Origin of the sequence: Pseudomonas sp. G1002 (assembly GCF_013385455.1) — a bacterium.
Lineage (GTDB): Bacteria > Pseudomonadota > Gammaproteobacteria > Pseudomonadales > Pseudomonadaceae > Aquipseudomonas.
The window spans coordinates 102,460-127,144 of sequence record NZ_JACAPY010000016.1 but is presented as its reverse complement, the minus strand read 5'-3'; the positions used below and the strand labels follow the sequence as shown (position 1 = coordinate 127,144).

17 protein-coding genes are annotated in these 24,685 nt (G+C 59.1%); 7 read left to right on the top strand and 10 right to left on the bottom strand.

Features of this window, described 5'->3' with window-relative positions; genetic code table 11:
• Positions 1–26: 26 nt before the first annotated feature.
• The 9 genes from HX801_RS06755 to yaaA form a co-directional block, all read right to left on the bottom strand.
• Complete coding sequence (locus HX801_RS06755; protein ID WP_008434173.1) at positions 27–1,136, bottom strand: mannuronate-specific alginate lyase; 1,110 nt, start codon at positions 1,134–1,136, stop codon at positions 27–29.
• 8 nt (positions 1,137–1,144) lie between these two features.
• The gene (locus HX801_RS06750; RefSeq protein WP_076014451.1) at positions 1,145–2,593 is read right to left on the bottom strand and encodes an alginate O-acetyltransferase; all 1,449 of its coding nucleotides are present in this window, start codon (positions 2,591–2,593) and stop codon (positions 1,145–1,147) included.
• A gap of 11 nt (positions 2,594–2,604) precedes the next feature.
• Entirely contained in the window at positions 2,605–4,164 is a 1,560-nt protein-coding gene (algG, locus tag HX801_RS06745; protein WP_177021821.1) for a mannuronan 5-epimerase AlgG, read from the bottom strand.
• The gene (locus HX801_RS06740) at positions 4,164–5,651 is read right to left on the bottom strand and encodes an alginate export family protein (RefSeq protein ID WP_003216288.1); all 1,488 of its coding nucleotides are present in this window, start codon (positions 5,649–5,651) and stop codon (positions 4,164–4,166) included. Before HX801_RS06740 ends, algG begins: the two co-directional genes overlap by 1 nt.
• Complete coding sequence (gene algK, locus HX801_RS06735; RefSeq protein ID WP_371316557.1) at positions 5,648–7,072, bottom strand: alginate biosynthesis TPR repeat lipoprotein AlgK; 1,425 nt, start codon at positions 7,070–7,072, stop codon at positions 5,648–5,650. The genes HX801_RS06740 and algK overlap by 4 nt, the downstream gene beginning before the upstream one ends.
• Before the next feature lie 90 nt (positions 7,073–7,162).
• On the bottom strand, positions 7,163–8,332 hold the full coding sequence (locus HX801_RS06730; protein WP_003216292.1) for an alginate biosynthesis protein Alg44: 1,170 nt from the start codon (positions 8,330–8,332) through the stop codon (positions 7,163–7,165).
• 36 nt (positions 8,333–8,368) lie between these two features.
• Positions 8,369–9,850 (bottom strand): mannuronan synthase, encoded by a 1,482-nt coding sequence (gene alg8, locus HX801_RS06725; protein ID WP_017477650.1) that lies wholly within the window; start codon positions 9,848–9,850, stop codon positions 8,369–8,371.
• Between the two features lie 84 nt (positions 9,851–9,934).
• Complete coding sequence (locus HX801_RS06720) at positions 9,935–11,251, bottom strand: nucleotide sugar dehydrogenase (RefSeq protein ID WP_003216295.1); 1,317 nt, start codon at positions 11,249–11,251, stop codon at positions 9,935–9,937.
• Positions 11,252–12,119: 868 nt separating this feature from the next.
• Complete coding sequence (yaaA, locus tag HX801_RS06715) at positions 12,120–12,899, bottom strand: peroxide stress protein YaaA (RefSeq protein ID WP_102606060.1); 780 nt, start codon at positions 12,897–12,899, stop codon at positions 12,120–12,122.
• A gap of 295 nt (positions 12,900–13,194) precedes the next feature.
• Between yaaA and HX801_RS06710 the strand changes: the two genes are divergently transcribed.
• The 5 genes from HX801_RS06710 (at position 13,195) to moaE (ending at position 17,392) form a co-directional block, all read left to right on the top strand.
• Complete coding sequence (locus tag HX801_RS06710) at positions 13,195–14,319, top strand: polysaccharide deacetylase family protein (RefSeq protein ID WP_003216300.1); 1,125 nt, start codon at positions 13,195–13,197, stop codon at positions 14,317–14,319.
• Positions 14,320–14,668: 349 nt separating this feature from the next.
• Entirely contained in the window at positions 14,669–16,063 is a 1,395-nt protein-coding gene (locus HX801_RS06705; protein WP_010170407.1) for a PhoH family protein, read from the top strand.
• 164 nt (positions 16,064–16,227) lie between these two features.
• Positions 16,228–16,701, top strand: coding sequence for a cyclic pyranopterin monophosphate synthase MoaC (moaC, locus tag HX801_RS06700; RefSeq protein WP_008435663.1), 474 nt, complete (start codon positions 16,228–16,230; stop codon positions 16,699–16,701).
• Positions 16,698–16,940, top strand: a complete 243-nt coding sequence (moaD, locus tag HX801_RS06695; protein WP_003216306.1) for a molybdopterin converting factor subunit 1 — start codon at positions 16,698–16,700, stop codon at positions 16,938–16,940. Before moaC ends, moaD begins: the two co-directional genes overlap by 4 nt.
• A gap of 2 nt (positions 16,941–16,942) precedes the next feature.
• Positions 16,943–17,392: a molybdopterin synthase catalytic subunit MoaE gene (gene moaE, locus HX801_RS06690; RefSeq protein WP_003216307.1), complete on the top strand. Its 450-nt coding sequence runs from the start codon at positions 16,943–16,945 to the stop codon at positions 17,390–17,392.
• Between the two features lie 50 nt (positions 17,393–17,442).
• Here the strand turns inward: moaE and HX801_RS06685 are convergent, their stop codons facing one another.
• Positions 17,443–18,579, bottom strand: coding sequence for an FAD-binding oxidoreductase (locus tag HX801_RS06685; RefSeq protein ID WP_177021820.1), 1,137 nt, complete (start codon positions 18,577–18,579; stop codon positions 17,443–17,445).
• 254 nt (positions 18,580–18,833) lie between these two features.
• Between HX801_RS06685 and HX801_RS06680 the strand changes: the two genes are divergently transcribed.
• Together HX801_RS06680 and HX801_RS06675 are read left to right on the top strand one after the other, a co-directional pair.
• Positions 18,834–19,859: a hypothetical protein gene (locus tag HX801_RS06680; RefSeq protein WP_087692829.1), complete on the top strand. Its 1,026-nt coding sequence runs from the start codon at positions 18,834–18,836 to the stop codon at positions 19,857–19,859.
• Positions 19,860–19,905: 46 nt separating this feature from the next.
• Entirely contained in the window at positions 19,906–24,678 is a 4,773-nt protein-coding gene (locus HX801_RS06675; RefSeq protein ID WP_177021819.1) for an RHS repeat domain-containing protein, read from the top strand.
• The last annotated feature ends 7 nt before the right edge of the window (positions 24,679–24,685 follow it).

The window sequence follows — 24,685 nt, the reverse complement described above, 5'->3', positions numbered from 1 at the left end:
CGCTCCCACATTTGAAGTGCGTTTCGTCAGCTGCCTTTGTTGCCTTTCTCGTGCGCCGGGTCGTAGACCTTGGTCAGGTCACCCCCGAGGCGGAACGTCTTGAACGGCTGCATCCCGTGCTTGCGCTCGATCACATCCGGGGCGCAGGTGTAGAGGGTGCAGAAGGGCTCAAGCCAGGCAAATTTCATGTCTTCCTTGAGGTCCTTCATGTCCTGTTCCTTGCCGTTCTTCTGCTCGAAAATCTCCGGGTCTTTCACCCCGGCCAGCACCTTGTCACCCAGGCGTTTCAACGCGCCGTTGTTTTCCTGGCGCAGGTCCACACCGTTCACCAGGGCAAAACTGGCGATCATCGCCAGCGGCGGCAGGGCGTAGTTGTGGTACGACAGGGCCCGTTGCTGACGCTTCAATTCGTTCGGCAGGAAGCCTTGGGCATCCACCTGGTTGGCGCCGACCTTGTATTCCTTCACGGCCCAGTCAAACAGGTCGCGGCGGTTCACGGCGACGGAGGTCGCCATCACCGACCAGGCAGCCCAGTAGGAGTGGTTGTTGGTTTTATCCAGCGGCAGGTTGTCCCAGTCGCTCACCACCTGGTCGGCCATTTTGCTGAACCAGGCTTCGATCAACTGCGACTCCTGCTGGTGGTTGGCCAGCGGATGAGAGTCGGAGAACTTCAGGCGCACATAGGCCGACGCCATGCTGCCCAGTGCCCATTTGCGCATGGACTTGCCGGTATGGTTGAAGTCCTTGGACATCAATGCATCGGCCTTGGCCCAGCTCGTGAGCCAGTTCAGCGTGCATTCCAACTGCTCCGGACGGCCGTCGCGCATGAATTGCATCACACGCTTGCTGGTGTCTTTTTCCAGCTTGGTGATGTCGGCGGTGCTGTCGCGAAAGGCTTTTTCGGACTGCACATTCAGGGTGGAACGAGCCTTGTCCGAACCTTCGTACTTGCTGCGAAATTGCAGCGAGCCGGTGTACGGCGCCGGCATGGCGTCGCAGTCATTCTTGAAGTCGCCGGTCTTGAATGCTTCCACCGGGGCGAAATAACCCTGGGGCGGACGCAGTGGTGCGGCGGCGTTGACTTGGCCGGCAAACATCGCCAGGCCCAGCAGCGTTGGAATCAATAACTTCTGCATAAGTAACCTCATTGCCCCGTTGAAGCAGTCTGTTGACCACCGGCGGGGAATACGTTGCGTGTGCAAATTTTCGCTTCGACTTTCTGCGCGGCCTGGCCCGCTTCAGGGCCCTGCACTTCCACGGCCAGCAGGTTTTGCGTGGCCCAGTCTTCATCGGTGCGCAGTTCAAAGGCGAAACGCCCGTCTGTATCGGATGTTTCGGGTTTCTCGATCTTGATGTCCTCGTGGCGCCCGTTCATGTACCAGAGGGTGGCTTGCAGGGTTTTCACCGATGGGTCGGCGAAGCGGATGTCGACCTGGTGACTGCTGTTGCGCAGGTCTTTGTTCGAACTGTTCACCAGCAATTCGTTCTTGCCGGGTTTCAGCGTGGTGCTGGCGCTCATCTGGGCGGTCTTGCCTTCACAGCCGTTGTCCAGCAGCGACATCATCTGGCGGTAGATGGTCTCCTGGTCCAGGCGATACAGCGGCGAGAATTCCCAGATCAGGATCTTCGGCGGGGTCTTCTGGAATTCTTCGCTGCCCAGGTACTGGATCATCGAGCCTTCCAGGCCACCACCGGGGAAGGCGACGTTGAGGATGTCGGCACCGATTTCCTGTTCCAGGAAGCCGGCGAAATTGTAGTTCTTGCCACTGTGGCTGGTACCCACGAGGGTGATCTGCGGGTTGCCGGAATCACCGAACAGGTCGCCGTCTGCCGCTTCGCCCTTGGGCTCGGTGGTGAACTGGTCCATGTACTGGATCGCGTAGCTGGTGCCGCACAGTTGCCCGGCCATGTTGTGCAGGGTGCCCGTCTTGCCCATGCGCCCGGACCGTTTGGTCTCGAATTCGCGCTGCGGGATGCCGGCAAATTCAGGCATCGCCCGCACTTTCGCGCCGACGATTTTGGCGGTGCGCTGGGCGCCGTATGGCGTCCAGTGTTGGTCGCCGCGGAAGTAGAAATCGTGGGCCGGCAATTCATCCGGCAGTTGCTCGTTGGTCAGCGGCGACAGGTCCGGTACGACGTAGCCCATCTTGGCGAAGCGCCCGAGCATGGTCTTGTAATTGCCCAGGGCCTTGTCGAAATCGAACCTGGCTTTCTCTTCAGGGTTGAGCTTGTTGCGGTTCACCAAGCCACGGGTCGGCTGGTAGACCACCACCAGTTCCACGCCCTTGCTCTTGAACGCATCGTGCAGCTGCTGCATGCGTTTGTAGCCGGCGGGGCTGGTGTCGAATTCGGTGCGCAGGTCTTCCTGGGTCCGGAACAGCCAGTCGCCCTGGGCTTGCACCAGGGTGGTGAAGTTCTGCTGGTAGCGGGTGGTGTAGTTCTTCGCGTCGTGGGCGGCCGGGCACAGGCTGCAGCACGGTTCGGCGGTGAAGGTTGGCGCCTTGATTTCGTCGGCGCGCACGCCCTGGCTGGCCGCGAGCAGGCCGAGGGTCAAACCCGAAAGGCTGAGCAGTTTGATCATGTGTGGGTGCATAAAGGTCATCCTCAGTCCTGCATTTCGGTCTGGCGTTCGACAGGGTCGATCAGCACGGCTTTCTTCTGGCGTACCAGCAAGTCGAGGATCTCTTCCTGGCGATCGCCAAGAACGCCCGAGAAGCTGATGCCACTGGATTTGGTCGGCGCAAGCATCGATACGCGGTACAGCTCGACGCTCAACGGCGAGTCGATGGACAGCGGCCCGCTGCCGTTGGCGGCCAGTTCACCGCCGACCACGATCAGCGAGACCTTGGTGTCGAACGGGTCGAGGGCGATGTCGCGGTCGGTGTCGGTCAAATCCTTGATGTGGCCGTACACGCCGGTCAGCCCGTTGGCCATGGCAATGTTCTCGTACAGGCGAATGTTCACGCTGTTACGCACGCGGATGCCGTGGCGACGGTTGCTGATCACCTTGTTGCCCCACAGCAGGTTATCGCCGCTCTCATAGAGGGTGATGCCGTCGGTGTGGTTGCGGTAGATCTCGTTGTCGGCGATCAGGTTGTTGACGCTGTTACGGTCGATCACCAGGCCCGAGAGCTTGTTGTCGAAGCTGCGGTTGTTGAAGATGAAGCTGTCGTTCACTTCCCGGGAAATGATGATGCCGTGCTTCTTCTTCGTGCCGTAGACGGTGTTGTCGGTGATGATCAGGCCGTGTGAACGGTCGTGGGGGTCAATGCCGTAGACGATGTTGTCCTTGTAGATATTGCCCTTGAGCACAAAGCCGGTGGTTTCGTAGCAGTAGAAGCCGTACCACATGTCCGAGAACTCGGAGTCGACGATCCAGCCCGTCGGTTCAGGACGCTTGAGCACCTTGGCCATGTTCGGCGTGTACTGGGAAATACTCACGCCATACGACTTACTGTTGGCGTAGCCGAAACTGGCCATCTTGCTGTTGGCGATGTAGGTCTCGGTGCCGCCCCAGGCCAGCAGGAACGGGCGGAATTCCTTGGGCGACTGGAAGGTCGCCGGGCCGTTGGTCTTCTCGCGCCAGCCGGTGATTCTGGTGTCACGTACGAACAACTGGCCGTCGTTGATCAGGAACGAACCGGCTTCCTGGGACAGGCGCAGCTCTTGAGTCTGCTTGTCGATTTCGAGGATGCCTTTACGGCCCACCACGATCGGCAACTTGGCCAGGAACACCCCCGGCGAGGTTTCGCTGAAGTACTGCTTGGGCACTTTCTTCAGCAGGTCCTTGAGGTTCATGTAGCCGTCGTCGACAAAGATCGCCTGGGGAATGCCGTGCTGGCGCACTACCCATTCGGCCATCTTGTTGTCGCCGCCGATGAAGTCCTTCAGGGCGTCTTCCTGCATCATCCGGCGGATGCTGATTTTGCCTGGCTTGGTACGCACGATCTTTTTCGCGATATTGGCCGCGGTGTAGCCGGACACGTCCGGCAGCGCAGGCTTGGCCATCTCCAGCGGCTCGGTCGGCGGGCTGGAGATGGTGTAGGTCTTGGCCTGTTGCAGCTCTTTGGCGATGGTCGGCGCTTTGTCGGCGAAGGCCGAGGCGCTGGCCAACAGCATGGCCGCGACGAGCAGGCTTTGAGACTTCATTGCGCAGGCTCCCATCAGAACTTCCAGATCACGTCGACAAAGGCGCGATGCATGTACGAGTCGACCTGGCTGCCATAGGCGTCGCCCGGCTTGAACACGCCTGCACGGAAGCGCACCAGGGCCGACGGCTCGTCGATCGACTGGCTGAGCCCGGCCGGCAGCAGGCCTTTCTTGAAGTACTTGGTGACCACCAGGTCCATCTCCTGGCCGAGATCTTTCTTGCCGTCTTCAAGCGGCAGGGACGTGCTGGACAGGATCGCGCCGGTCACGTCATCGGTGTTGTTCTGCACGGCATCGATGCCGTTGCTGCCCACCGGCTTGTTGCCGTCGACGCGCCAGAACTTGTGGTACACAAGGCTTGCGTCATAGTCCTCGCGCAGCTGCCACGAACCGAACAGGCTCATGGACTGCATGTTGTTCATCTCGCCGCGAAACGCTTCGCCGAAGCGGTGGACGCGGGACTGGGTACCGGTCCAGTTTGAACGGTTGCTTTGCAGGCCGTTCTGCTCGTATTCGGCACTGGCGCGGGAGTAGGCGGCGCCCACTTGCCACTGCGGGTCGAGGCGCAGGCGTACACCCAAATCGGTGGCCCAGCCATTCACGTCATCGCTGCGCTTGGCGTTGGCCGGGCGGGTGCCGTCGGCGTTCAAGGCGTTGACCGTGTCGCGGTCGCCCTGCATGCCGGTGACGCTCGCCCAGTAGTTGACGGTGTTGGTGTTGCGCCAGTTGTAGGCGTCGCTGTTGGCTTCGATGCCGAGCCAGGTCAGGTCGCCGTTCTCGCGCTTGTCCAGCGAGTCGGTGGCCACGCCCGGTTCCGGGTAGTCGAGCTTGCCGTCATCATGGGTGTGGTGAGCGCGCAGGCCGATCCACTGGCCTGGCGTCCACTGGTAGGCGGCGTCGGCGTACAGGTGCTGACGGTCCTTGTCCTTGGGCGACAGTTCCTTGAGGTCGGTGCGGTATTCGCTGAAGCGCTCGGCGACGCCGACATTGGCCTTGAGCAAGGTGGTGTCGAAGGTCCAGTTCAGCGCTTCGATATTGGTGTCGCGCCATTGGCCGTCGTCATTGCGCAGGCGTTGGCGACCGAGCTTGAGGATCTCGCCGGGGTAGGGCGTGAAGCCGCCATAGGCGACCCAGAACTCGCGCATCGCCAGGTAGTTCTTCTTGCTCTTGCGGTCGTCATTGCTGGTCTGTTGAGTGGCGTCATCCGAGGACTGTTGCAGGGTGTCGGTCTCGATGATGTCGCTGGAGGTCACGGCCTGGCCCATGGCGTAGGCGCTCCAGTTGCCGCTTTCACCGTAGATCCACGGGCGCAGGTCAAGGCCGATGCCGTTGACGTCGCCGCCTTTCTGGGTGCCCAGGTCGCGGTCATCTTCGGACTGGCCGGTGACTTTGACTTCCAGGCCGAAGTTCTTGGCTTCGGTCAGCGCCGCCAGGGTCGGGCACGACCACAGCAGGGCGAAGGTCAGGCCGATGCCGGCCTTGACGAATGGGTTGAGCTTCATAGGGATTCCTCGCCGTCTTCTTCTTGCAGGGCGTGCAATTGCAGCGTGCTTTGGGCCAGGGTGCCGCGCACGGCCAGTTCCTGTTGCACCAGGCGTTGGCCTTCGGCGCGTTGTTCCGGGGTCAGCGGCGCTTCGAGCTGGGTCGCCAGGTCGTTGGCTTCCGGCGTGTCCTGGGCCTTGGCCAACTGGCTGAAGACATAGGCGTTAAGCGGGTCGGGCTTGGTGCCCTTGCCTTGGGAAAACAGCTGGGCAATCGCGAAGTCGGCGCTGTTCTGGCCGTTGCGCGCAGCGGTCAACAGATGGTCCAGGGCCTTTTGCGAATAGACCTTGCCCAGGTAGCCACGGCGGTAGATCTGGCCGAGGTAGTAGTCGGCGGCGACTTCGCGGCCGACGGCTTTCTGGAAGTGTTCTTCGGCGGCCTTGGCGTCAGCCGGGACCCACTTGCCTTCGTAGTAGAGCTTGCCCAGCAACAGTTCGGCGCGGGGCTGGTCGGCGGCGCGGCCGTTGTCGAGGTACTTCATCATCTGGTCGACGTCGCCCAGTTCCGGGAAGTCGTAGAGCAGTTGCGCCAGGCTGACCCAGGAGGCCGGGTAGCCGGGGGCGATTTTTTCCAGCAGGGCCTGGGCGGTTTTTTCGTCGGTCTTGCCCAGGCTTGCATCACCCAGTACACGAGCCACGCTGTCGACCCGTTGGGCGGTGACGGTGCCGCGGCTGTAGCCGGCTTCCATCTGCTTGAGCAGGTCGGCCTGTTTTTCCGGCTCGGCTTTTTTCTGGTAGACCGTGGCCAGCTCGACGTAGCAGATATCGGTGGTGTTCAGCGCCGCCTTGCAGATGCTTTCCACTTCATCCAGGTGCTGGTCGTAGGTGTCCTGGGTGCGATACAGCAGCACCTGGGCGAGACCGGCTTCCGGGTAACCCGAGGCGCGCCATTTGCTGATCTGCTGCTGGGCGTTGATGTTCGGGAAACTGTGCGGGTATTGCAGGTAGAGCATTGCCAGCGGGATCAGGGTGTTGCCTTCGCCATTGGCAAAGGCTTTTTTCAGCAGGCCTTCGGCTTCATGGTGTTCGGCTTCGGTCGCGCCGGGCTTGGCCACCAGCAGGCGGCCCAGGCGTGCCTGGGCACGGGGCGAGGTATCGGCGGCCGCGCGGTACGTCGCTTCGGCCTGCTTGATTTGCTCGGGGTCGCGGGTGCCGACCTGGATATCCGCCAGGCCCACTTGGGCCTCGCTGTAGCCCAAATCCGCGAGCTGCTGGTAGTTCTGCTGGGCAGTGACGGTGTCGCCACGTTTCAGCGCTTCATTGGCCAGGCGTTGGTCGGGCAGACCGGCGCAACCGGCGAGGCTGACCGCAACAGCCAGCAACGCCACAGTTCCCATGTGGGAGCGGGCTTGCTCGCGAAGGGGCCCTGTCAGTTGATGCATGTGTTGGCTGACACACTGCTTTCGCGAGCAAGCCCGCTCCCACAGGGATTGCGGTGTTTTTGAGAGAGTCATCACAGGCATGTCCTCTGCTTACAGACCGTTGGCCATGGCTTTGTCGATCAGCCAGTTCAGGGACGGGCCGCGATCGCTGGTCACTTCAACCGGGCGACCGGCGTAGGTGCTGTCCAGCGGGGCGTCGGGTTTGATCTGCACGCGGATGTCGGAGGACATTTCGCTGCTGTTCAGGCTGGTGCTGCTGACGATGGTGCCGGTGCGTACCTGCTCTTCATCCGCTACCTGGAAGTTCACGCGGGTGCCCGGGCGAACGTCGGCAAACTGGCGATAGGAGAAACGTGCATCAACGTTGGCCTGGCTGCCGCGTGGCACCAGTTGGAAGATCACGTCGCCCTTGCTGGCGTACTGACCGTCGGCGACCAGTTGCTGGGCCACGACGCAGTCGCAAGGGGAGGTGAGGGTGCCGGTCATTTGCTTGCCGAACAGCTCTTCGACCTTGGCCGGTTGCAGCTGGTCTTCGTCCAGATGGCCCTTGAGTACGTCGAGCATGCTGGTGCTGAAGGTTGCCAATGGCGCGCCTTTGGCGGCGACCGCATCGCCTTTGATCAGGCTTTGCACGGTGCCATCGCGGGGCATGGTCACGTTCATCCCGGGCACGCTCACCAGGCCGGAGGTGGCGTGGCTGACGAAGTACATGCCGTACACCGATTTGACCACGAAGCCGAATGCCGCCAGGCCCACCACGAAGATCCCGAGGCTGAAAGTCACCGCCCGCAGGCGGCCACCGACGCTCATGTTGCTGCCGCCGTCCTTGACCTTGCGCGCCTTGGTGAAGTTGTCGCGTTGCAGGGTTGCCAGCACGTCACCCATGGTCACGATGTCACCGGCCAGGTGCGAGGTGATCAGGTGGCGCAGGGTGGAGATGTCTTGTGCATCGAGGTTCTGGAACTGGCAACCGGTGCGGCCGGTCTGGCGGTCGTAGGAGCGAATCTGCAGCTCGACGTCCATCGCCAGGCCCAGGTTGTCGATCACGAACTGCAAGCGACCCTTGTGCACATCGCCGACTTTCAGCGGCTGCTGCGGGGCGTTGAAGGCCAGGCCGCCGGCTGACAGGTCGATCACCCGCACTTCCATCGGTGTTTGATCGGCGCCGAAGAAGCGCAGCTTGGCCGGGATTTTGACCCGGGCGTGTTGGCGCTGGGCTTCGGATTCGTGGACAACGTTGGCGTTTACTGGGCTATTCATGGTGTTTAGTTCCTAGTTAATTCAGGCTTGGCAGGGTCAAACCATCATCAGCAACACGGCGACGAAAATGCTGCCGGCGGAGAAGGTCATGGTCCGAGACGACCAGGTGTTGAACCAACGTTGAAAGCTGGCCAAATCGCGGGTCAGTTTGGTGTCCTGGCGGGTCCAGGACTGTTGATCAAGGCGGAAGAACACGTAGATCTTCACCAGCGCGCCCATGATCTGGTTGTAATAGAGAATCACCGGGTAAGCCGGGCCGATCTTGTGGCCGGAGCACGACAGCAGCAGGGTCAGAATCAGGCGGGTGATGCCGATCCACAGCAGGTAGGCGAGGATGAACGCGCCGCCGTATTTGAAGGTGGCGATGATCGCCACGGTCAGCCCCAGCAGGGAGGTCCACATCGACACGCGTTGATCAAACAGCACGATGCTGGTGAACAGGCCCAGGCGACGCATACCCAGGCCCAGGGCACGTGAGTTCTGGCGCAGGTTGTTGCCGTACCAGCGGAACATCAGTTTGCGGCTGGCCTTGATAAAGCTCTTTTCCGGCGGGTGTTCCACGGTGTGAATCGCGGCATCCGGCACATAAAAGGTGTCGTAGCCCAGGCGCATCAGGCTGAACCAGCTGGACTTGTCGTCACCGGTCAAAAACTTGAAGCGGCCCAGGCGCCAGTGTTGCAGCGAGTCGCTTTCCACATCGGCAATGAAGCCCGGGTCGGTGACCACGTTGGCGCGGAATACCGACATGCGGCCGGTCATGGTCAGCACGCGTTTGGACAGGGCCATGGAGCACATGTTGATGTGGCGCTGGGCGAAGCGCAGCTTGTGCCACTCGCTCATGATGTAGCCGCCGCGCACTTCGCAGAACTCGTTGGTGGTCAGGCCGCCGACATTGCCGAACAGCTGGAACCACGGCACGGTCTTGCGCACTACGCCCTCGGCGAGCACGGTGTCGCCATCGATCACGGCCACTACGGCACGGTCGTCCGGCAGGTGGCGGGAGATGGCGCGAAAACCGAAGGCCAGGCCGTCACGCTTGCCGGTACCGGCGATGCGCACGAAGTCCAGTTTGACGTGGTCGGGCGGGTTCATCCTGGCCCACAGGCTCTTGACCAGCAGCTCATCGGACATTTCCACCAGGGAGCAGACCACGGTGGTAGGGAAGCCACATTCGATGGCCTCGCGGATCACCGAGCTGTAGACCTGGGCCGTGGTCAGCGCGTCGATCCGAAAGCTGGTAACCATCAGGAATACGTGGGACGGGTCTGCCGCCTTGCCCAGCTTGCGCACTTTGCGCCGCAGGTGCGGGTAGACCACGTACAGGAACAGCATGCCGCGAAAGAAATGCGTAGCACCCATCGAGTAGCGCCAGATACCGACGGCGCCAATCAGGAAAATAAAATTCTTCGACTCTGAGTCGAACGTACTCGCCGGCAACAGCAGGGCGAGTCCCATCAGCAGGCTCAGGAAAAACAGCCAGCCGGCAGATTGGAGGAGTACGTGTTTTAACTTGGACATAGGCGTCATTCCGCAGGTGAAGGAGGCTTCAAGCAGCAAGCGCCGGGGATCAGGACGCTTGCCGCTTGAAACTTGCCGTTGCTGTTACCAGCAAATGCCTTCGGTACGGCCGCTCACGCTGGTGGCCTTGGACATGAAGCCCACCAGGTCGACCACTTGCTTGCCGTGGGGTGCGTTGTGCGCCAGGGCACGGAACTTCTCATCGCGGTTGCCCAGGATGATCACGTCGGAGTTGTTGATCACTTCGTCGAAGTCCGAGTTGAGCAGGGACGACACGTGAGGGATCTTGCCTTCGATGTAGTCCTTGTTGGCGCCGTGCACGCGAGCGTATTCGACGTTGCTGTCGTAGATGCTCAGGTCGAAACCCTTGCCGATCAGCATTTCTGCCAGTTCCACCAGCGGGCTTTCGCGCAGGTCATCGGTGCCGGCCTTGAAGCTCAGGCCCAGCAGGGCGACTTTGCGTTTGTCGTGGCTGGAAACGATGTCGAAAGCGTTTTGCACCTGGGACTCGTTGCTGCGCATCAGCGAGTTGAGCAGCGGCGCATCCACGTCCAGAGAGCCTGCGCGGTATGTCAGGGCGCGCACGTCCTTGGGCAGGCAGGAACCGCCGAAGGCAAAGCCCGGGCGCATGTAGTACTGGGACAGGTTGAGGGTCTTGTCCTGGCAGACCACTTCCATCACTTCGCGACCGTCGACACCCACCGCCTTGGCGATGTTGCCGATCTCGTTGGCGAAGGTCACTTTGGTCGCATGCCAGACGTTGCAGGTGTACTTGATCATCTCGGCGACGGCGATGTCCTTGCGGATGATCGGCGCGTCGAGTTCTTCGTACAGCGACTGCAGAACATCGCCGGAAGCGGTGTCGAATTCACCGATGACGGTCATCGGCGGCAGGTCGTAGTCGGCGATGGCGGTGCTTTCACGCAGGAACTCAGGGTTTACGGCGACGCCGAAGTCGACGCCGGCTTTCTTGCCCGAGCAGTCTTCGAGAATCGGAATCACCACATTGGCCACGGTACCTGGCAGCACGGTGCTGCGGACCACGATGGTGTGACGGGAGGTCTTGTCACGCAGGACAAAACCGATCTCGCGGCACACCGATTCGATGTAGTTGAGTTCCAGGTCGCCGTTCTTCTTGCTCGGCGTGCCGACGCAAATCATCGACAGGTCGGTATCACGGATTGCCTCGGCGAAATTGGTGGTGCCGCGCAGTCGGCCGGTTTGAACGCCCTGGCTTAACAGCTCGCCCAGACCCGGTTCAACGATGGGGGATTTACCCGCGTTGATCAGGTCGATCTTTTCCTTGGAGATGTCTACGCCAACGACCTCATGGCCCCGTGCAGACAGGCAACCGGCACATACCGCGCCGACGTAACCCAAACCAAATATGCTGATGCGCATCGCATTTACCTCATTGTTAATCGTGCCACTAGATGGCCGGAGTTCATGTTTTGAAGCGTCACCCAGGCACTGGGAAGTGCGACGAATAAACGTCGGTATATCCAGTGCAGGCATACTAAAAGTCGAGTGACTAACTAATGCACTCAAGTTGTGCGCAACTTGGCCTTATTGTTGGGGCTTGCCCTGAAATGCAGCCAGCCTTCCTGGGGAAGGGCCTGGCGCCAGTGCCGCAAGGCGTTGACAGGGGCTTTGAGCCCTTATATATCAACGGCTTGGGTTGTCTCACTGACCCATACAGGTGAGCTCAGCCTTGGCCTTGTCGGAGAAAGTAGTGAAACCTTTGCGTCCGCCTTCAACTAATCAGTTGATGATTTGACCATTGAGTCAAAGTTATATGACAACTTTGCTACTTCCCTTGGTCGCCACGTAAGTCATCTCTTACATCTTCAGAGATAATCGTTACCGGTGGTATGAGCGGTGCTTTAGGACATAGTTCCTGTCCACTCATCCTGTTTCCGGAAATTTCTTGAAATATTAGGAAAGATGGCACTAGTACTATTCTGATAGCACTTGCTATTTAGGCCAGTAGTTGCGGGGAGTTGCGAGGGGTAAATAGTTTTGTGCCACTACTGTTTTAAAAAAGTGGTGCCACTACGAAAAAAATTGACGAATGTCGAGTGAAATAAATGTTAGGGAATCTGAAGAATTATTTTTGACGCCAAATAAATGACGAATTCGGAATTGGAATGCAAACAAAATGTGGGAGCGGGCTTGCTCGCGAAAGCGGCGTGTCAGGCAATAAAGGCATCGACTGAACCACCGTTTTCGCGAGCAAGCCCGCTCCCACATTTGGATCTTCGTTGTCAGGTTATTCCGGGGCGTGATCCCGCAGGAACACCAGGTTATCCGGCTTCGACTGCTCCGCATTGAAGCGATAACCCTGCACGTCAAACTCCTTGAGCCTGGCCGGGTCGTTGATGCGTTCTTCAATCACGAAGCGGCTCATCATGCCCCGGGCCTTCTTGGCGTAGAAGCTGATGATCTTGTACTGGCCGTTTTTCAGATCCTTGAACTCGGTGTTGATGATCCGCGCTTTCAATGCCGGGCGTTTGACTGCCGAGAAGTACTCGTTGGACGCGAGGTTGAGCAGCACGTCATCGCCTTGTTCGGCCAGGGCTTCGTTGAGCCACTCGCTGATGCGGGTGCCCCAGAAAGCGTACAGGTCCTTGCCACGGGCGTTGGGCAGTTTGGTGCCCATTTCGAGGCGGTACGGCATCATCAGGTCCAGCGGCCGCAGCAGGCCGTACAGGCCGGAGAGCATGCGCAGGTGGTCCTGGGCGTAGGTGAAGTCGGCGTCCTTGAGGGTTTCGGCGTTGAGGCCGGTGTAGACGTCGCCCTTGAATGCCAGCAGGGCTTGTTTGGCGTTGGCGGGGGTGAAGGCGGGGGTCCAGCTGCCGAAGCGTGCGGCGTTGAGGCCGCCGATTTTGTCGGAGACGTGCATCAGTTCGCTGATTTGCGCCGGGCTGAGTTCGCGCAGTTGTTCGATCAGCTCCTGGGAGTGGTCGAGGTATTGCGGCTGGGTGAAGCGCGGGGTGACCGGCTTTGACTCGAAATCGAGGGTTTTGGCGGGGGAAATCACCGTCAGCATGAAGTCGTCTCCTTTAATCGTGGGGGGATTCTAGGGGGTAGGGCGGTTTGACTCCACCTATGATGGTGATAGATAGCTGTGCGGTCGTTGGGGGGGCATATCCGTTTCTGCGGTTACGGCGGCTTATGGTTTCGCTCTTACAGCGAGTCACTTTGCAAAAGCGTTCAAAAGTGAGCCGCTGTAAGAGCGGAACCAATACAAGCCATCACTCAAATAACGCATATACACACCAACCCAATAGCGCCCCCACACGATCGGCTATAGTGCCCGACGACTCTGGAAAGGGAGACCCTTCGTGCGAATTGCGCTTTTACTGTCAGCCTGGCTCATCTGCCTGGGCGCCCAAGCCGCCCCTGTGGATGTCGCGACCCTGGACCGCGGCACCTGGCCCGAACGCCTCAGCAGCCCCGCCCTGTTCGACGTCGCCTCACGCGCAGAAATCCTGATGTTCGCCCACACCCTGCTCGCCAGCGAATCCCTCGACGAGCCCGCCCTCAAGCAGCGCCTGGGCCTGAAGATCATCAACCAGGCCTCGATCGACGACCTGCGCCGCCAACTCTGGCAACGGCTACTGGAAAACTACACCTTCGCCCAACAAAGCTGCGAACAGGACGCCTCCTTCTGCTACCTGGTGGAAAACATGGACGACCTGCGCGAACAAGCCGCCAAATTCGAAGTCAGCGACAACTCCTTCTATATAGGCTGGGCCGGCCCCAGCCGCGCATTCCACGAGCGCTACCTGGATGAACAGTTGCGCAAGGCCGCCCTGTTCCCCCAGATCAGCAGCGAAATCGCGCGCTTCGGCGACCACGAACGCAACGGCGACGAACTCAACGACCGGATGTTCCTGCTGACCTTCGACAGCGGACCGTCCCCGGTCAGCGGCAATACCGACTGGCTCGCCGACTACCTGCGCAAACAGAAAATGCACAGCCTCTTCTTCGTGCTGGGCAACAGCCTGCAAACCCGCGTCGAGAAAAGCTCGGCCACCGATGTGCAGGCGCTGTACCAGGGCCAGTGCGTCGGCATCCAGGGCTGGCAGTACCGCTCCCATAGCCATTGGGTCGACTGGCAGTCGTCCATCACCCGCAGCGCCTCCCTGGCGCAAAACCTGATGCCGGAAAACTACCTGCCGCTGTTCCGCCCGCCGTACGGTCAGCGCCGGTCCGACAGCCAGGGATTTTTCCAGTCACAAGGGCTGCAAGTGGCCTTGTGGGACATCGACTCGGAAGACGAACCCGGCAAGCTTAAGGCTGATGAGTCGGCGAACCGCGTGCTCACACTGATGCTGTTGTGGCGGCGCGGGGTGATCGTCTTCCACGACACCCAGGACAAGGCGCGCATCGCTTTACCCTGGCTTTTACACGCCACGGCAGAAAGTGGACTCGGCTGGCAGGATTGCCGCGAAGCGTTTCGCTGAAAAAGCACGAAAGGCCCGGCCCTGTTGGGGCTGAGGTTTTTCAGGGGGGAATTTGGGAGGTATTTCGATACAGGCGGACTTCCGACTTTAACGGTGCAATGCCGGCGCGCCTAGTGCTATTCGTCATCCTGAAAAATAAACTTCAAAAAAGCGTCAAAGTGCTTTTTCCTGTCATGTGTTTTGCGGTATTACGAAGACAGACAGCCGAAACCTGCAACACAGGTGGCGTCTTCCAAGACACCTCTTGTGTGCACCGCACTTGACGCCCCTCAAGTGCGTTCGACGGTCGAATCGAGGCGCAGCACTGTCGCGGTATTGCGTCGACTGGCTCCCACAAAGGTGACCGAGTATGGATGATCATGGACGTAACCCTTCTTCCGACCAGCCAATCCTTTATGTGCTTGATACCAATGTACTGATTCACGATCCAAACGCACTGCTCAACTTCGAAGAACACCACGTCGCCATCCCGATGATCGTGCTTGAGGAGCTCGACAAACTCAAAAGCGGGCACCACAGCGTTGCCGCCGAATGCCGCCAGGCCATCCGCCTGATCGACAAGACCCTCGGCGAAGCCTCCCCCGACGACGTCGAGGTGGGCGTACCGATCCAGCGTGGCAAAAGCGGGCCCAAGGGCTTGCTGTCGATTCTGATGAGCAAGCGCAGCGAGCCCAACAGCCTGCTGCCGGAAAATCTGAACGACAACAAAATCATCAACCAATTGATCGACCTGCACGCACGCGACAAGGACCTGCGCCTGGTGCTGGTGACCAAAGACATCAATATGCGCCTCAAGGCACGAGCGTGTGGGATCGCTGCCGAGGACTACAGTACCGACCAACTGGTTGACGACGTGTCGATGCTGTCTCGTGGTTATCACACCATGACCGGCTCGTTCTGGGATCGCGTCAGCAAGGTCGAAACCCGTCAGGACCATGGCCGCACCTGGCACCAGGTACAGCTGATCGACAACCTGCCGGCTGTGCACATCAACGAATTCATCATCGACGAACAGGGTTTTGTGGGCTGGATCAAAGAGATCCAGGTCGACAAGCTGCTGATCCTCGACCTGCATCAGGAACCCCTGTTGCACCAGGAAGCCTGGGGCCTGAAACCGCGTGATATCTACCAGAGCCTGGCGCTGTATGCCTTGCTTGATCCGGACATCCACCTGGTCAACCTGACCGGCGCCGCAGGTTCGGGGAAAACTATCCTCGCCCTGGCCGCCGCCATCGAACAGACCATGGTTACCAAACGCTATCGCCGCATCATCGCCACCCGCAGCGTGCAGGGCCTGGACCAGGAAATCGGCTTCCTGCCCGGCACCGAAGCGGAAAAAATGGAGCCGTGGCTGGGGGCGATCACCGACAACCTCGAAGCCTTGCACATGGATGACGAAAACACCCATGGCAGCGTCGATTACATCCTCAGCAAAGTGCCGTTGCAGTTCAAATCCCTCAACTACATTCGAGGTCGCAGCTTCCAGCAGAGCCTGATTTTGATCGATGAATGCCAGAACCTCACGCCGCACCAGATGAAAACCATCATCACCCGTGCCGGCGCCGGTTCCAAAGTGGTGTGCCTGGGCAACCTGGCACAGATCGACACCCCTTACCTGTCCGCGACCAGCTCCGGGCTGACTTACCTGACGGAACGCTTCAAGGACTTCCCGAACGGCGTGCACATTGCGCTGCAAGGTGTCCCTCGCTCGATTCTGGCCGAATACGCCGAATCTCACCTGTAACCACGGTCAATGTGGGAGCTGGCTTGCCTGCGATAGCATCACCTCGGTGTAACTGACATACCGAGGTGCCTGCATCGCGGGCAAGCCCGACTCCCACAAAAGCCAGCTCCCACATTTGATCGGCGTTGGGTTTACAATCGGAGCTCCTGATCAGGAGTATCCCTGTGCTGACTCATCTCGATTCCCAAGGTCGCGCCCACATGGTCGACGTCACTGAAAAAGCCGTGACGTTCCGTGAAGCCGTGGCCGAAGCGCGGGTGCGCATGTTGCCCGAGACCCTGAAAATGATTGTCGACGGCGCCCACCCCAAGGGCGACGTGTTTGCCGTGGCCCGTATCGCCGGGATCCAGGCCGCAAAAAAAACCAGTGATCTGATTCCCCTGTGCCACCCGTTGATGCTCACCGGGGTCAAGGTCGAGCTCAGTGCCGATGGCCTGGACGCGGTGCGCATCGTCGCCCGCTGCAAACTCTCCGGGCAGACCGGCGTGGAGATGGAAGCGTTGACCGCGGCCAGTGTTGCCGCCCTGACGATCTACGACATGTGCAAGGCCGTGGACCGTGGCATGACCATCGAAACCATTCGGCTGCTGGAGAAACTCGGCGGCAAGAGCGGGCATTTCAAGGCGGACCAGGCATGAGCATCAACGTACTGTTTTTTGCGCGCTACAGCGAAGCGATTGGCCTGGACTCCCTGGAGATGGAAGGTGACTTCGCGACGGTCGACGCTGTACGCCAGGCATTGGCCGGTGACCCGGAATTCGCAGTGCTCAATGAGGCCAGCCTGATGTGCGCTCGTAACCAGGAACTGTGCGACCTTGAAGAGCCGCTGCAAGCTGGCGACGAAGTGGCATTCTTCCCGCCCGTGACCGGAGGCTGACCATGGCGATTCGGGTGCAGGCCGAGGCGTTTGATCCCGGCGCCGAGGTCAATGCGATGCATGCGGCCAATGTGGGCGTAGGCGCGGTGGTGAGTTTTGTCGGCTATGTGCGCGACTTCAATGATGGCCTGGATGTGGCGGGGATGTTCCTCGAACACTACCCGGGCATGACTGAAAAGGCTCTCGGCAAAATCGTCGTGGAGGCCGAGCAACGCTGGCCGCTGCTCAAGCTGGAAGTGTTGCATCGCATTGGCGCCCTGGAGCCGGGTGAGCCGATCGTGTTTGTTGCGGCGGCCAGCGCCCATCGTCAGGCCGCGTTCGATGCCTGCGCCTTTGTGATGGACTACCTGAAGACGCGGGCTCCGTTCTGGAAGAAGGAAAACACCAGCGAAGGGCCACGCTGGGTGGAAGGGCGCGACAGCGATCACGCAGCCGCTGACCGCTGGAAATAACGTGTGGCGAGGGAGCTCCCTCCCCACAGCAAGCTCCCCCGCCACACAGGTCAGGTCGAGGCGTGCAGCCGGTGTGGAGAAAGCATCGCTTCGGTCAACCCGAACGCCGCCAATGCATCCGGCAAAGGCTTGCCGCGCACCAGCGCCGCACTGGCCTGGCCCATCGCTGGTGAGGTCTGAATCCCGTAGCCGCCCTGAGCCGCAATCCAGAATAATCCCTCCACCTGTGGATCGAACCCGCAGACCAGATCACCATCGCTGACGAAACTGCGCAGCCCGGCCCAGGTCCGCGCAGGCCGGCGGATGCTCAGGGTGGTGGCTTCCTCGATGTGATAGATGCCCGTGGCGATGTCCAGCTCTTCCGGTTGCACATCGTGGGGCTCCACCGGGTCGGCATTGGCCGGTGAGCCGAGGAACATGCCGGCGTCGGGTTTCATATAGAACGAACCGTCGAGGGCCGCCAGCTCCGGCCATGCGTGGATGTTCAGCTCGGCGGGTGGAGAGAAGACGAACGCGCTGCGACGTTTGGGTTGCAGGCCGATTTTCTGTGCACCGGCCAACTCGCCGATATGGTCGGCCCAGGCGCCGGCGGCGTTGATGATCACCGGGGCGCTGAAGTGTTGTTGGGCCGTGCGCACTTGCCACAGTCCCTGACCGTCACGGGTCAGTTTCTGCACCTCACTGTCGGTGTGGATTTCTCCGCCATTGCGCCGAATGCCGCGCAGGTAACCTTGATAGAGCGCATCGGTATCGATGTCACACACGGTCGGGTCGTAGATCCCGCCATGGACTTTTTCCCGGCGCAGGATCGGCATCATGGACATCGACTCCTCGACGTCGAGCAGTCGCGTTTCTGGCACAAGGGCTTTGGCACTCAGGTACTGGCGCTGCAACTCACCGGGGTCGCCAATCAAGTCCACCAGCAATTCGCCCCGTGGGGTGAGCAAGGGGTGTTCGGCAAAGCCTGCGGGCGGCTGATCGAAGAAGGCGCGGCTGCCCAGCGTCAGCGCGCGGACCTGGGGCGTACCATAGGCGGCGATGTACAGGGCGGCGGAACGGCCGGTGGAGTGGTAACCCGGCATCGACTCGCGTTCCAGCACGATGACGCGGGCATGGTGTGACAGCCAGTAGCCGGCGGATGCGCCGGCGATGCCACCGCCGATGATGAGGTAGTCGGCCTGGTTCATGTGTTCCTCCTGGATTTGAAAATGCTGAAACCAAATGTGCAGGCTTGCTTGCTCCTCCACAAGCCCGCTTTCACATTTATATTCAGCCTGGCGATAAAGCAGGAAATCGCTATTTCCTTTTGACCTGAAAATTCCGGAAAAACTGTTATTTCTAACAGTAGGCGGTCCCTTCTATAAAGCGCTTACTTGCATCAGGCCGGTACAAGATGTGGCGTTGATGATAACTGTTCTCTATGTTGGATAAGGAGAAGGAAATGAAAGCGGAAGATCCCAATGTTCGTTTAAAAACGTTTGATATTGAATTTCCTCGCGATGGTGGCAATGTAGTTAATAATGAGGTGTATCTGGGTGGCAAACAGCAATGTCAAGTCAATATAATTGTCCAAAAGGAGAGGAGAAACGCTGAAGGTATATGGGAGCTGGCAGCCTTTGAGGCGACGGAGCTTGAAAGTGCCACGGTGGTTGAGTATTCCACAAACCCAGAAGCGACAATTCCGGCCGGATGGTATTGTGATACAAAAAGGAACGAATTTAACATGGGTCGGTGGTCGGGGGTGCTTGAGGAACCCAGCATGGCTACAGCCCCTTCTAACCCTATTATTCAGCCGATGCCCGGTATTGGTCCGCTCGAAAATGAGAAGCGATACCTGAGGTGTGATCTGAGATCAAGTGGTAATCAGCAGTTTATGGCAAAAATTACGGTGGGACGTAAAACATATACAACTAATATGGAGAGAGATAATGTTAATTATCAATCATCTGTCACTGTTAAGTGTCAAGAGCCCTATACATTGTCTGCTGAGCGGCTCGATCATTGGGCTGATACCGACGCCTTTTCAGTGCAGGGTGTGGATGTGGATATTTATTATTGGACGCCCCCCCTTGGGTTGAGATTTGTCGAGAATATACCTCCGACTGATCCCGTAAAATTAAAAGATTCATCTGTTCAGGGGGATCACTTTGATATTTACTACACTCGGGACATTGGGCACGGTATTAGACAGATCGGCGGTGTCATACGGGGTAATACTGTTGGAAACATCACAATGAATAGCCTGCTGAAAAAATCTTCAGGGGGAAATGACCCAATTCCTGCGAACAAGCGCAATACCATCATGCGTGCTGCGCGAGTCAAGGCCTGGTTGGATAACCCCAACACCGATCAACAAGGGGCCAGTATTTGGACAATGGTCGATAGTTATGGCTGCTCGCATCACTATTACCTGACCGAGACCGACAATTACAATGTGATGGTGCTGCGCGCCACTTCAAAACCCTGACGTTCCAGGCATTTCATCCCCTCTCCAAGTGCGAAGCGGTGGACCTATGGACATCTATTCGAACGCGTTTAATTTCAGTGCCCACCTCGGCGGTTCGGTTGACCTGCGTACCGGGCAGTATGGGTGTCTGATTCGTTTGGCAGTCTTGAGCCCAAAAGGGCCGTTAGAGGTCAGTCGAGAGATTGCCTTGGCGTTCTCGATGATGGATACCCGCAACAGTGGCTACGGTAAAGGCTGGAGCTTGTCGAATACCGAATTTGACCCGAACAGCTTCAAGCTTACGCTACTCAACGGTGAACAATACCTAACCCAAGGGCTGCCCTCCGTAGGGGACAATGCTGTTATTACCGACCATAAGTTGAAGGACCTCACCATAAAACGGGTTGCGCAAAATACGCTGCACGTAATTTACAAGGATGGCACTGTCGAAATCCTACGTCCCCTCAGCATTCCCGGTCCCTATAAGATCAGTGCTATCCAGTTCGAAAATGGCGAGCGGCTGAGCTTCCGGTATGGCGGTAATAACTTATTGCAGAGCATTGTTGACGATAAAGAAACCGACCTGTTGATGCTGAAGTATTCCGCCGGATCGCTGGTAACCGCCGATACACTAATTGATGGTAATCGTTATGCCCGTACGCGATTTGAATATACTCATATCGACAACCAACTGACCAAGGTCACGGTTCCTTATGACCTGGCCGGGCCAGTCGCAAGTGAGGCCTATTCGTTTCAGTACCTCAGGTTGCCTGACGCAATGGTGGCTATTTCGCAGGTTATGACACCCATGGGGGGGCAGGAGATAATTCGGTATAACCCCAATGGGCTTCAATACGATGCCCGTTTGTATATTCCGGTCGTCACCCACTGGGAGCAAAACCCTGGGCGCGGGCAGCCCTCTGTCGTCCGCTCCTATAACTTCAGTCCCAACCGTAACTTCACGGGATATCCTCTGAATGGCGGATTCCGCCAGGGCCAGGATAATTTGTATCGGGTGGATAGCGAGTACGCTTATTGGGCGGAAGAAACTTACGTTGATAATAATGGCAAGCCCCTGCGGTCTACCCGCGCCACTTATAATCGTTTTCACCTGATGACTGAGGAATTAATGCTAGCCAATGGCAGCCAGGTCAAAACCGAGACTGTCTACAATGAAGTTCGGGGCGTCCAGTTTCCAAATCAGCCCGCCAATCTCCAACTTCCGAGCCGCATCACCAAGACCTTTGAGCTGTATCCCCAGGGTGGCAAACCCCCAAGGGCGGAAGTGGTCAGTATCACCACCGATGACTTCGGCAACGAACTAAGCCGCACCGAGGCCTCCGGCGTACGCACCGAATACACTTATTACCCGGTGACCGGCGAGCCCCGAAGATGCCCTGCCGACCCCCATGGACTCTTTCAACGTTACCTGAAGCTGGAAAAGCTTTTCCCGGCCAGATCGACCACTGCGGCTCGGACCACTGAACATTCCCACACCGACGTCTCGATAACGGGGGGCGGCTACTTCGTCATGCCGCTTGCCATCAACCTTGAAGGGGGCACCCATACGTCTTATACCTATCATTCTGTGGCCGCCAACCCCGCCCTGCATGGTCGCTTGAAAAGCTCCACGACGACGATCGACAAACTCTCTCTGGTCTCCGATTTCACCTGCACCTTCAATGGCGACTCGATCACCGAAGTCCGGAGCTTGAAGGGGCGTGAGCCTGGTCAATGGCTCGAGTCCGCGCGCACGTGGTCACTGACCAATCAGCGTCTGCTCGACATGACACGTGATGCCGTCGGCAGCCTGGCGATGACGTACGATGTCAGTGGGCGGCTGACATCGGAAACCGCCGCGCCAGCCACGCTCCAGATGGCCCGACGTCGTTATGCCTATCACTTTTCGGCCGGGGCCAAGATGGCCCATTTGGTCACCACGGATGCACAAGGCACCGTGCTCTTCACGTATTTCGATGGCATGGGACGCCAGCTCTCTGCTGCGCAATCGCTTGATGGCATCGCGGACAATGACAGGCTTCTGGGTTCCTGGGCGTACGACGCACTCGGGCGGCTCGTGAAGCAAACCCGTCTGGATTATCTGGGTGATGGGCCGCGTACATTGAAAACCAGCCACGCCTATAACATCTGGGGCAACCCGTGGACGGTAACTCAACCCGATGGTCGGGTATTGATCGATGAATATGACCCGCTCCTCAACCGCCGGGTGACGGGGGTGCAAGGTGACGCGCAACTGGAAACCTGGTTCAACGAACACAATCAACCGGCACGGGTTGAGCGGGTGAGCATTGGCGGTGCGCGCATTGTGGTGGAAACCCGTACTTATGACGGGCTGGGCCGCTGCACGGAGCGCATCGATGCCAGGAAGACCAAGACTGAATACGCCTATGACATTTTTGATCGTGTGGTGCGCAGCCTGGAAACCCCATCCGACGGAACGCCGCCCCGTGAGCGGTTGACGACGTATGCGCTTGGCACCAGCGAGCCAATGGTGCGCACCCTCACCGTAGACAGCAAGCTGCTTGGCACGCGTGAATACGACAGCCTGGGCCGCGTCATTTCCCAAGCGCGTGGCAACGCAACAGCCACGACCTGGGAGTACAAGCCCAACCAGGTTGCGCCAGTGGCGGTGACTTCGCCGCGCGGTGATCGTCAAGAGTACGGTCATGATCCTGAGCTGGAGACATTAACGAGCGTCAAGATGGCAGGGCATGCACCGATAGACCTTGAGTACGACCCCATCAGTGGAGCGATGCGACAATCACTCACCGCCGGGCTCAAGCATGAGATGAGTTACGACGAGAACGGCTATCTCGCCAAGGAAGTCCAGACGCTGGGCAGCCAGCCCTTGACTAGCCTGACGAGTTATTCGCCGGGTGGGCGGCTGTTGCGGCACTCCGCGGCGGATGGGCAGCACAGTGACCTCGTATATGACCAGTTCGGACGCCTCCAACAGACCACCACCGGTTTCGTCCGCATGATCCGGACTTACGATAGTCTGGGCCGCCTTTCGGCGCGAACCCTCAATTATCAAATGCGTCTTACCGACTCGGTGACCTTTGACGCATGGGGGCGTGAGTCGGAACGCAAGCTGGAACAGGACGGTGCGCTACTGCAGAACATTGTCAGCACCTATTACGACGATGGCCTGCTGGCCACTCGCACGTTGAAAGACGCGAATGACGCCGTGGTCACGGGCGAGACGTTCACTTACGATGGTTATTCGCGACTCAAATCCTATGTGTGCGAGGGCACGCAATACCCGATGGATAAATTGGATCGGGCGATCAAGGAACAGCGTTTCAGTTATGACGGTCTCGATAATATGACTGAAGTGCGGACAACGTTTATCGATGGCAGTAGCGACCGCAGCGAGCGGTTTTTCCAGGGTAAGGACCCTGCCTGCCTGACGCACCTGACCCATACAAACCCGGTACGAAACCTGACCCTGAGCTATGACGCCGCCGGTAATTTGCAACAGGGCACCTTCGGTCGCGGTTTCACGTACAACGGTTTTGACCAGCTCACTGCTGTACAGACCGCCACAGACAAGTACAGCTACCAGTACGACGGCGAAGCACGCCAGGTGCTTGCTGCGCGAGGCAACGAAGCTCCCGTGATGCTGGCCTATGCCGGGGATCGGCTCGACACGCTGGCGCAGGTCAGCATGCGGGCACGTTACGTGCGCGACGGTGACCAGGTGGTGGCCTACCGAGATAGTGGTAATTACCAGAAACTACTGGTTCTTGACGGCGCTGGCAGCGTCCGCGGTGTGGTGGCACCGATCACGGACCAGGTGCGCCGGCATTACGCACCCTACGGTGACGCCAGGATCGAGTTGCGGGATGACGTGTCGCCCACGATGATGGAAATGCAATTGCCCGCCTACAACGGCGAGCGGCTGGACGTACCGGTCAACCTCTATCACCTGGGTAATGGGCGCCGTGCCTATGATCCCGAACTCATGGTGTTTCTCTCTCCTGATCCCCTCAGTCCTTTTGACGAGGGCGGGATCAACAGCTACGCCTATTGTGGCGGTGACCCGGTGAATTGGTCGGACCCCAGCGGCCTCTTCAGTTTTCCAACATGGGCCCGGTGGGCACTGACCGGTGTTGCACTGGGCATGTCGGTGGTCACCGCTGGGCTTGCAACTGCGGGCTTGCTCGCTGCCATCAGCGCTCAAGCCGCTGTACTGACCATTGCCGGCAAGAGTGCGCTGTTGGCGGCCTCAGGCGCGGCCTCGGTAGGTGGGACGTTGGGGATTGCCGCACTGAGCGTTGAGGCGGTCGACAATCAGATGGGCTGGGATCGCTCCAGTCAAATCAACGTCCTGAACTGGGCATCGCTGACCTTTGCAGCGGTGGGTGTCGCGGCCAGTTTAGGGGGCGCAGGCATAGCGGCGACGGGCGCTTCCCGGGCGGTTGAAGTCGCCGCAAGCCCGGCGGTCCGAAGCTTCAGTCTATTGAGTTCCCAAGCAAGGGCCGGATTGCAGGCCGCTGGCAAGTTGCTGACCGGTGCTTCTTACAAGTTCTTCAATGACATTACGCTGCCAAGCCAAGCCTGGGGGGTGACGCGTTTTGGCTTGCGCGTGGTCAATCTGTACCGCTCGGTCGACGGTCGGATCAGAAAGCGCCAGCCGGCAGCGCCTATCGGGGGCGATGCCGAGAACTTGCAGCAGCCACTGGGGCAGCCGCAACCCCAGCCTCAGGCCCATCGCCTTGTCGATATGTCGGGCAGCAGCTTCACTTTCCATGAGGCCTTTTCGCAGGAGGCCTCGCGTGTTCGCCAACCCATCCTGGCCGAATGGAATTCGGCCTGAGGTCTTC

What these genes read in the sequence shown, in the direction of transcription:
- HX801_RS06755 (WP_008434173.1), bottom strand. Translation starts at nt 1,136, where the DNA reads ATGCAGAAGTTATTGATTCCAACGCTGCTGGGCCTGGCGATGTTTGCC.
- HX801_RS06750 (WP_076014451.1), bottom strand. Translation starts at nt 2,593, where the DNA reads ATGCACCCACACATGATCAAACTGCTCAGCCTTTCGGGTTTGACCCTC.
- algG (WP_177021821.1), bottom strand. Translation starts at nt 4,164, where the DNA reads ATGGGAGCCTGCGCAATGAAGTCTCAAAGCCTGCTCGTCGCGGCCATG.
- HX801_RS06740 (WP_003216288.1), bottom strand. Translation starts at nt 5,651, where the DNA reads ATGAAGCTCAACCCATTCGTCAAGGCCGGCATCGGCCTGACCTTCGCC.
- algK (WP_371316557.1), bottom strand. Translation starts at nt 7,072, where the DNA reads ATGCATCAACTGACAGGGCCCCTTCGCGAGCAAGCCCGCTCCCACATG.
- HX801_RS06730 (WP_003216292.1), bottom strand. Translation starts at nt 8,332, where the DNA reads ATGAATAGCCCAGTAAACGCCAACGTTGTCCACGAATCCGAAGCCCAG.
- alg8 (WP_017477650.1), bottom strand. Translation starts at nt 9,850, where the DNA reads ATGTCCAAGTTAAAACACGTACTCCTCCAATCTGCCGGCTGGCTGTTT.
- HX801_RS06720 (WP_003216295.1), bottom strand. Translation starts at nt 11,251, where the DNA reads ATGCGCATCAGCATATTTGGTTTGGGTTACGTCGGCGCGGTATGTGCC.
- yaaA (WP_102606060.1), bottom strand. Translation starts at nt 12,899, where the DNA reads ATGCTGACGGTGATTTCCCCCGCCAAAACCCTCGATTTCGAGTCAAAG.
- HX801_RS06705 (WP_010170407.1), top strand. Translation starts at nt 14,669, where the DNA reads ATGGATGATCATGGACGTAACCCTTCTTCCGACCAGCCAATCCTTTAT.
- moaD (WP_003216306.1), top strand. Translation starts at nt 16,698, where the DNA reads ATGAGCATCAACGTACTGTTTTTTGCGCGCTACAGCGAAGCGATTGGC.
- moaE (WP_003216307.1), top strand. Translation starts at nt 16,943, where the DNA reads ATGGCGATTCGGGTGCAGGCCGAGGCGTTTGATCCCGGCGCCGAGGTC.
- HX801_RS06685 (WP_177021820.1), bottom strand. Translation starts at nt 18,579, where the DNA reads ATGAACCAGGCCGACTACCTCATCATCGGCGGTGGCATCGCCGGCGCA.
- HX801_RS06680 (WP_087692829.1), top strand. Translation starts at nt 18,834, where the DNA reads ATGAAAGCGGAAGATCCCAATGTTCGTTTAAAAACGTTTGATATTGAA.
- HX801_RS06675 (WP_177021819.1), top strand. Translation starts at nt 19,906, where the DNA reads ATGGACATCTATTCGAACGCGTTTAATTTCAGTGCCCACCTCGGCGGT.